Consider the following 6,176-nt stretch of genomic DNA (forward strand, 5'->3'; position numbering starts at 1 on the left):
CCCCGACCATGGCCGCCCACAGCCCGATCGCCTTGGCCCGCGCCACCGGGTCGGTGAAGATGTTGGTGATCAATCCGAGCGTGGTCGGAAAGATCACCGCCGCGCCCACCCCCATCGCGGCGCGCGCCGGGATCAGCTGGCCGGCCGAATCGGTATGTGCCGCAACGGCGGAGGTGACCGCGAACAGCGCGAGGCCGGAGTTCAGCCAACCGAGCCTGCCGAATCGGTCGGCCAGGGTGCCCGCCGACAGCAGCAGGCCGGCCATCACCAGGGTGTAGGCATCGACGATCCATTGCAGCTGCGCGGTGTTGGCGCCGAGCTCGCGCGACAGGGTCGGCAGCGCGACGTTGACGATGGTGGCGTCGACGCTGATGACGAAGACACCGAGGCAGATGACGGCGAGCGCGGCGATCGGGTGGTTGCGGACACGGCTTGCGATGCGCATGAACGAGACCTTAAAGCCGACAGACAAGAAAATCAAGTGAATAGTTGAAAAAGATGTCTGACGTGCTAGGGTGTGGTGGTGGCGACCCGCCGGACCTACAACCAGAACTGCCCGATCGCGCTCGGGCTCGACGTCCTGGGCGAGCGGTGGACGCTGCTGATCTTGCGCGAGCTGGTCGGCGGCCCCCGCCGCTACGGTGACCTGCGCGCCGAATTGCCCGGCATCGCAACGAATCTGCTGGCCGAGCGGCTCAAGGAACTGCAGGACGCTGGGCTCGTCGACCGCGCCGACCTGCCCGCCCCGATCGGGCGGACCGTTTACACGCTCAGCGACATCGGCTGGCAGCGGGTGCTGCCCGTGCTGCGTAGCGTCGCGTGGTTCGGCCTGGACCGGCTGGACCCGGTCGAGGGCGAGCCGGTGTCTCCGCTCAACGGGTTTCTGGCCGGGATTCTGCTCGGTTTCGACTCGGTCAAGGCCGCCGGGCTGGAGGCGACGTGCCGGGCCGAGATCGACGGGCGGCGCTTCGACTTCGCGGTGACGCAGGGGCGGCTGGCCGGTGCGCGCGGTGAGCCGTCGGCGACGATCACCGCCGCCGCGGCCGATCTGGTGACCGCCCGTCTCGGCGCGAGCGAGGCCAAGCGCAAGGCGGCGGCGCGGCGAATCGCGGTGACGGGCGATGCGGCGGCCGTCGACGGCGTGCGCCAGGCGTTCGGGCTGTAGGCCTCAGTCCGCGGGTTCGAGCAGCGCGCCGATGAGCGCGTCGGCGATGAACGTGCCGTATCGCTTGGCCGACCAGCCCCGTTCGAGCACGAGGAGCTCGTAGAGCTCCGGCGCGTGATACGTCCAGAGGATGTCGCGCGCTTGTCTGGAGCCGACGCGCAACCGTCCCGTGCGGGCCAGATCGGCCGCGAACATCGTCATGGCGTTGAGGGTTTCCTGGCGAATCTGCTGCCAGACCTCGCGCGCGTCGGGCGACGACGCGGCGCCGTCGCGCGCGAGCAGCTGCACCGGAGCGCTGCGCGGCATGGTGGCGGCCAGGTGGTCGGCGTAGATCCGTAGCTTGCGGCCCGCCTCGGTCGCCTCGACGACGTTGCGGATCACGTCGCGCTGGGCCATCGGGATCGGCTCGTCGTCGCCGGCCACCGAGACGTCGAACAGCGCCTTGAGCACGCCCGCCTTGGTCGCGAACGCCTTGTACACCGTTTCGACCGACACGGCGGCGTCCCGCGCGATCTCGGCGATGGTGGTGGCCGCGTAGCCCTGGGCCAGGAATCGCCGCCGGGCGGCGGCAAGCACCGCGTCCCGGTTGCGCTGCGCCTGTTCGCGGCGGCGCGTCGAGTCGTAGGGGCGCGGTGGCCGGCGCTTGACAGATCCCATAATTAGTTACATGCTCCTGTATCTATTACAGATTACTGTATCAGAATTAGGAGCATGACATGACCACCGCAACGTGCTCCGCCGTCGGCCTGTCCGGAGGCGCCCACCCCATGGACGTCGCGCGTGCCCTGGCGCCAGAGATCACCCGGCGCGCCGGCGAGGCGGAGGCGCTCGGAACGACGCCACCCGATCTGGTCGGGCGGCTGCGTGCGGCCGGCGTCTTCCGGGCGCTGCAGCCGCGCTCGCTCGGCGGATCCGAAATGGCGCCAACCGAATTCATCCACATGATCGAGGAGCTGGCGCGCGCCGACGGATCGACGGGCTGGATCGCGGCCATCGGCGCCGGCGGCCCGGCATTCACCGCCTGGCTCGAACCCACCGCCGCCACAGCGCTGTTCGGCCAGGACGCCGATTTCCTGGCGGCCACGGTGTTCGCCCCCACCGGGCGCGCCGTCCCGGACGGCAGCGGGCGCTTCGCCCTCGACGGGCGGTGGCCGTTCGCCAGCGGCTGTCGCCATGCCGAATGGGTTTTGGCCGGGATGTTCGTCTTCGACGGCGACACGCCGCGAATGATCCCCGACCAGGGCCCCGACTGGCGCCTGGCGTTCTTCCCCCGCGCCGACGCCGAAATCGTCGACAACTGGGACGTTTTGGGGCTGCGCGCCACCGGCAGCAACGACCTGGTCGGCCGCGGCCTGCGGGTCGGCGAGGAACACACCATCAGCCCGTTCTTCTCCCCGGCCCGCCAGGACGGCCCGTTGTGGAGGCTGGCGTTCTTCACGCTCGTCGGGGTCGCCATCGTGGGCGTCCCGCTCGGGATCGCGCGTCGCGCGCTGGACGAATTCACCGAGCTGGCGGCGACGAAAGCGCGTGCGGGCACGTTCGAGCCGCTCGCCCAGGATTCCGCCGCGCAGGTCGAGTTCGCCGGTGCCCAGGCCGGTTTGAGGGCGGCCCGGGCCTTCGTTCTGGACGAGGCCGCCGCCCTGTGGGAAACCGCGTGCGCCGGCGACCCGCCGACGCTGGGGCAGCGCGCCGGCTTCCAACTCGCCGCCCAACAGGCGATGCGCGCGGCGCGTCACGCGGTGGATACGGCGTTTCACCTGACCGGCGCCGGCGCGGTGCACGCGAGCCACCCGCTGCAACGATGCTTCCGGGACCTGCACACGGTCGGCCAGCACGTGTACTTCAGCCCGGCCGCGTTGAAGCGCTATGCCGGCACCCGCTTCGGCATTGCGCAACCGACACACCTGATGTGACACCGCAACCACTAAGCTGGCTGCCGTGGAAACCCCCTCGCCGCGACCCGTGCTGGTCGTCGACTTCGGCGCGCAGTACGCGCAGTTGATTGCCCGGCGCGTCCGCGAGGCGCGGGTCTTCTCCGAGGTCATCCCGCACACCGCGTCGATCGACGAGATCAAGGCCCGGGAGCCGTCGGCGCTGGTGCTGTCCGGGGGGCCGTCCAGCGTCTACGAGCCCGGCGCTCCGCAACTCGACCCGGCGGTGTTCGACCTCGGCGTGCCCGTGTTCGGCATCTGCTACGGATTCCAGGCCATGGCGCAGGCCCTCGGCGGGACCGTCGCCCACACCGGCACCAGCGAGTACGGCCGCACCGAACTGAAAGTCGCTGGGGGCGAACTGCATTCGGGGCTGCCGAGCGTGCAGCCGGTGTGGATGAGCCACGGCGACGCGGTCACGGCCGCGCCGGACGGGTTCGACGTGGTGGCTAGCAGCGCGGGCGCGGCGGTGGCCGCCTTCGAGAACCGGGCCCGCCGCCTGGCCGGGGTGCAGTATCACCCCGAAGTCATGCACACCCCGCACGGGCAGCAGGTGCTCAGCCGCTTCCTGCACGACTTCGCCGGTCTGGGCGCGGAGTGGACGCCGGCCAACATTGCCACCGCGCTGGTGGAGCAGGTGCGCGAACAGATCGGTGACGGCCATGCGATCTGCGGGCTCTCCGGTGGCGTGGACTCGGCGGTGGCCGCCGCGCTGGTGCAGCGCGCCATCGGCGACAGGTTGACCTGTGTCTTCGTCGACCATGGACTGCTGCGTGCCGGCGAGCGCGATCAGGTGCAGCGCGACTTCGTGGCCGCCACAGGCGCCAACCTGGTCACGGTCGACGCCGCGGGCACCTTCCTGCAGGCGCTGTCGGGGGTGACCAACCCCGAGGGCAAGCGCAAGATCATCGGCCGCCAGTTCATCCGGGCGTTCGAGGGCGCGGTGCGCGACATCGTGGGTGACACGGATTCTCAGGTCGAGTTCCTGGTGCAGGGCACGCTGTATCCGGACGTGGTGGAATCCGGCGGGGGCAGCGGCACCGCCAACATCAAGAGCCACCACAACGTCGGCGGCCTGCCCGACGACCTGAAGTTCAAGCTCGTCGAGCCGCTGCGGCTGCTGTTCAAGGACGAGGTGCGAGCCGTCGGGCGTGAGCTCGGCCTGCCGGAGGAAATCGTTGCGCGCCAACCGTTTCCGGGGCCGGGGCTGGGCATTCGGATCGTCGGTGAGGTCACCGCGCAGCGGCTGGACACGTTGCGGCGGGCCGATGAGATCGCGCGCGAGGAGCTCACCGCCGCCGGCCTGGACAACCTGATCTGGCAGTGCCCGGTGGTGCTGCTGGGCGACGTGCGATCGGTCGGGGTGCAGGGCGACAACCGCACCTACGGGCACCCGATCGTGCTGCGCCCGGTGTCCAGCGAGGACGCCATGACCGCCGACTGGACCCGGGTGCCCTACGAGGTGCTGGAGCGCATCTCGACGCGCATCACCAACCAGGTGGCCGAGGTCAACCGCGTGGTGCTGGACATCACCAGCAAGCCGCCGGGCACCATCGAGTGGGAGTAGCTGGCCCGCGAGTGTGCGGCTAGCCGCACACTCGAAGCCGAACGTGCGGCTAGCCGCACGCTCGGGCGCGGCTACCCGACGAATTCACGCCTGCCATAGGCGATCATGGCCGCATCCCAGTTTCCGCCGGCCGCGGTGACGAGCCCGTGGGCGATATCGCGATCGCCGTCTTCGGCGACCAGGATCAGGGTGTGGTCGGTCGTGGTGACGGATCCGCCGCGGATGCGGTCGCGGGCTACCGGGTCGGCCGCCAGCGCGTCGCCGAGGCGCGCGACGTCGACGCCCGGAACGGTGATGAGGATCGCGTCCTGTCGCGGCGCGTTCTGCGGCAGGTAGTCGAAGGTCAGCACCGCGTCCTGGTCGAACTGGCGGCCGAGCGCCTCGGCGGCGGTGTGCGACGAGCCGTCGACCCCGCACAGATGAAATTCCCGCGAGCGCTCGTGGGTGGTTCGCTGCAGCGCGGAAGACCAGTACACCCCGTCGAGCGGGGTCGACCCCGTCACCGCCGCGCCGTGTAGCTCGAGCGTCACGTCGGCCTGCGTCTCGAACAGGGGATCGGTGTTGTCGGCGGCGAACAGCTCCGCGGGTTGGCAGGGCGCGGCGTGGGCCGGCGCGGGAAAAGTGATGCAAAAAGGCACCATCAGCCCCACCAGCACCGACCGCATAAAGCAGCCTCTCACGTTTCTTGACGGTTGTCGGAGGGTGGGTGTTAACTCTCAATCAGTCGAACATACTTTCGAAAACAGTGGTGGAGGGGGCTCGTCATGACTGCGGCTTTCGCCACCGATCCCGGCCGGGAAACCCGCGCTGAGCAGCTCGAATCGCTTCGCCGGCGGATGGCCGTGATCACCGGCAAGGCACCGGGGCCCGCGTCCGCTCGCGCCGACGATCTGCTGCCGGAATCGGAAGCCCAACTGGCGCTGCCGACGTGGCTGGCGGAGTCGCTGCCCGCGCCCCTGCCGCGCGGAACGGTGGCGGTGCTCTCCGGAGCCCGCTCGCTGCTGTTGGGCGTGGTGGCCGCGGTGACGGCGGCGGGCGGCAACGCGGCAATCGTCGGCCAGCCGGATATCGGATTGCTGGCCGCCGCGGAGATGGGTGCGGATCTGAGCCGGCTGGCGGTGATACCGGATCCCGGAACCGATCCGGTGGAGGTGGCCGCGGTGCTCGTCGACGGCATGGACCTGGTGGTCCTCGGCCTGGGCGGCCGCCGGGTGCCGCAGACCCGGGCGCGGGGGGTGGTGGCGCGGGCCCGCAACAAGGGGTGCACGGTGTTGGTCACCGACGGCGACTGGCAGGGGGCGTCCACCCGGCTGGAGGCCCGGGTCTGCGGCTACGAGATCACGGCGAACGCTCGCCCGGGCTTCGGCCGGATCGGCCGGGTGCGGCTGCAGGTCAGCGGGCTGTGTGCGGGGCGACGGGTGACCGCCCGGGCGCGAGCCGGGTGAATCCCGGTGGCATCCCGGGTACTGGCCGTCTGGTGCATGGACTGGCCGGCGGTCGCGGGGGGCCCGGC

At 70.7% G+C, this 6,176-nt stretch carries 7 protein-coding genes; 4 read left to right on the forward strand and 3 right to left on the reverse strand.

Annotated elements, in window-relative coordinates; all coding sequences use genetic code 11:
• Positions 1 to 445: MFS transporter (locus A5730_RS00990; protein WP_156745635.1), on the reverse strand; the 445-nt coding region annotated here is incomplete at its 3' end.
• 78 nt (positions 446 to 523) lie between these two features.
• Between A5730_RS00990 and A5730_RS00995 the strand changes: the two genes are divergently transcribed.
• The gene (locus A5730_RS00995; RefSeq protein ID WP_067894398.1) at positions 524 to 1,165 is read left to right on the forward strand and encodes a helix-turn-helix domain-containing protein; all 642 of its coding nucleotides are present in this window, start codon (positions 524 to 526) and stop codon (positions 1,163 to 1,165) included.
• A 3-nt stretch (positions 1,166 to 1,168) separates the two neighbouring features.
• Here the strand turns inward: A5730_RS00995 and A5730_RS01000 are convergent, their stop codons facing one another.
• Positions 1,169 to 1,822: a TetR/AcrR family transcriptional regulator gene (locus tag A5730_RS01000; RefSeq protein WP_197506078.1), complete on the reverse strand. Its 654-nt coding sequence runs from the start codon at positions 1,820 to 1,822 to the stop codon at positions 1,169 to 1,171.
• A gap of 59 nt (positions 1,823 to 1,881) precedes the next feature.
• Between A5730_RS01000 and A5730_RS01005 the strand changes: the two genes are divergently transcribed.
• Both A5730_RS01005 and guaA read left to right on the forward strand, forming a co-directional pair.
• Positions 1,882 to 3,078 (forward strand): acyl-CoA dehydrogenase family protein, encoded by a 1,197-nt coding sequence (locus A5730_RS01005; RefSeq protein WP_197506080.1) that lies wholly within the window; start codon positions 1,882 to 1,884, stop codon positions 3,076 to 3,078.
• Positions 3,079 to 3,094: 16 nt separating this feature from the next.
• Positions 3,095 to 4,663, forward strand: coding sequence for a glutamine-hydrolyzing GMP synthase (gene guaA / locus A5730_RS01010; RefSeq protein ID WP_197506084.1), 1,569 nt, complete (start codon positions 3,095 to 3,097; stop codon positions 4,661 to 4,663).
• 71 nt (positions 4,664 to 4,734) lie between these two features.
• Here the strand turns inward: guaA and A5730_RS01015 are convergent, their stop codons facing one another.
• Positions 4,735 to 5,328, reverse strand: coding sequence for a hypothetical protein (locus A5730_RS01015; RefSeq protein ID WP_197506082.1), 594 nt, complete (start codon positions 5,326 to 5,328; stop codon positions 4,735 to 4,737).
• A 99-nt stretch (positions 5,329 to 5,427) separates the two neighbouring features.
• Here A5730_RS01015 and A5730_RS01020 point away from each other — a divergent pair, with 99 nt between their 5' ends.
• Entirely contained in the window at positions 5,428 to 6,108 is a 681-nt protein-coding gene (locus A5730_RS01020; RefSeq protein WP_067894395.1) for a hypothetical protein, read from the forward strand.
• Positions 6,109 to 6,176 lie beyond the last annotated feature (68 nt).

It is taken from the genome of Mycobacterium sp. ACS4054 (assembly GCF_001667275.1).
Classification (GTDB): domain Bacteria; phylum Actinomycetota; class Actinomycetes; order Mycobacteriales; family Mycobacteriaceae; genus Mycobacterium.

What these genes read in the sequence shown, in the direction of transcription:
- A5730_RS01005 (WP_197506080.1), top strand. Translation starts at nt 1,882, where the DNA reads ATGACCACCGCAACGTGCTCCGCCGTCGGCCTGTCCGGAGGCGCCCAC.
- A5730_RS01000 (WP_197506078.1), bottom strand. Translation starts at nt 1,822, where the DNA reads ATGGGATCTGTCAAGCGCCGGCCACCGCGCCCCTACGACTCGACGCGC.
- A5730_RS01015 (WP_197506082.1), bottom strand. Translation starts at nt 5,328, where the DNA reads ATGCGGTCGGTGCTGGTGGGGCTGATGGTGCCTTTTTGCATCACTTTT.
- A5730_RS01020 (WP_067894395.1), top strand. Translation starts at nt 5,428, where the DNA reads ATGACTGCGGCTTTCGCCACCGATCCCGGCCGGGAAACCCGCGCTGAG.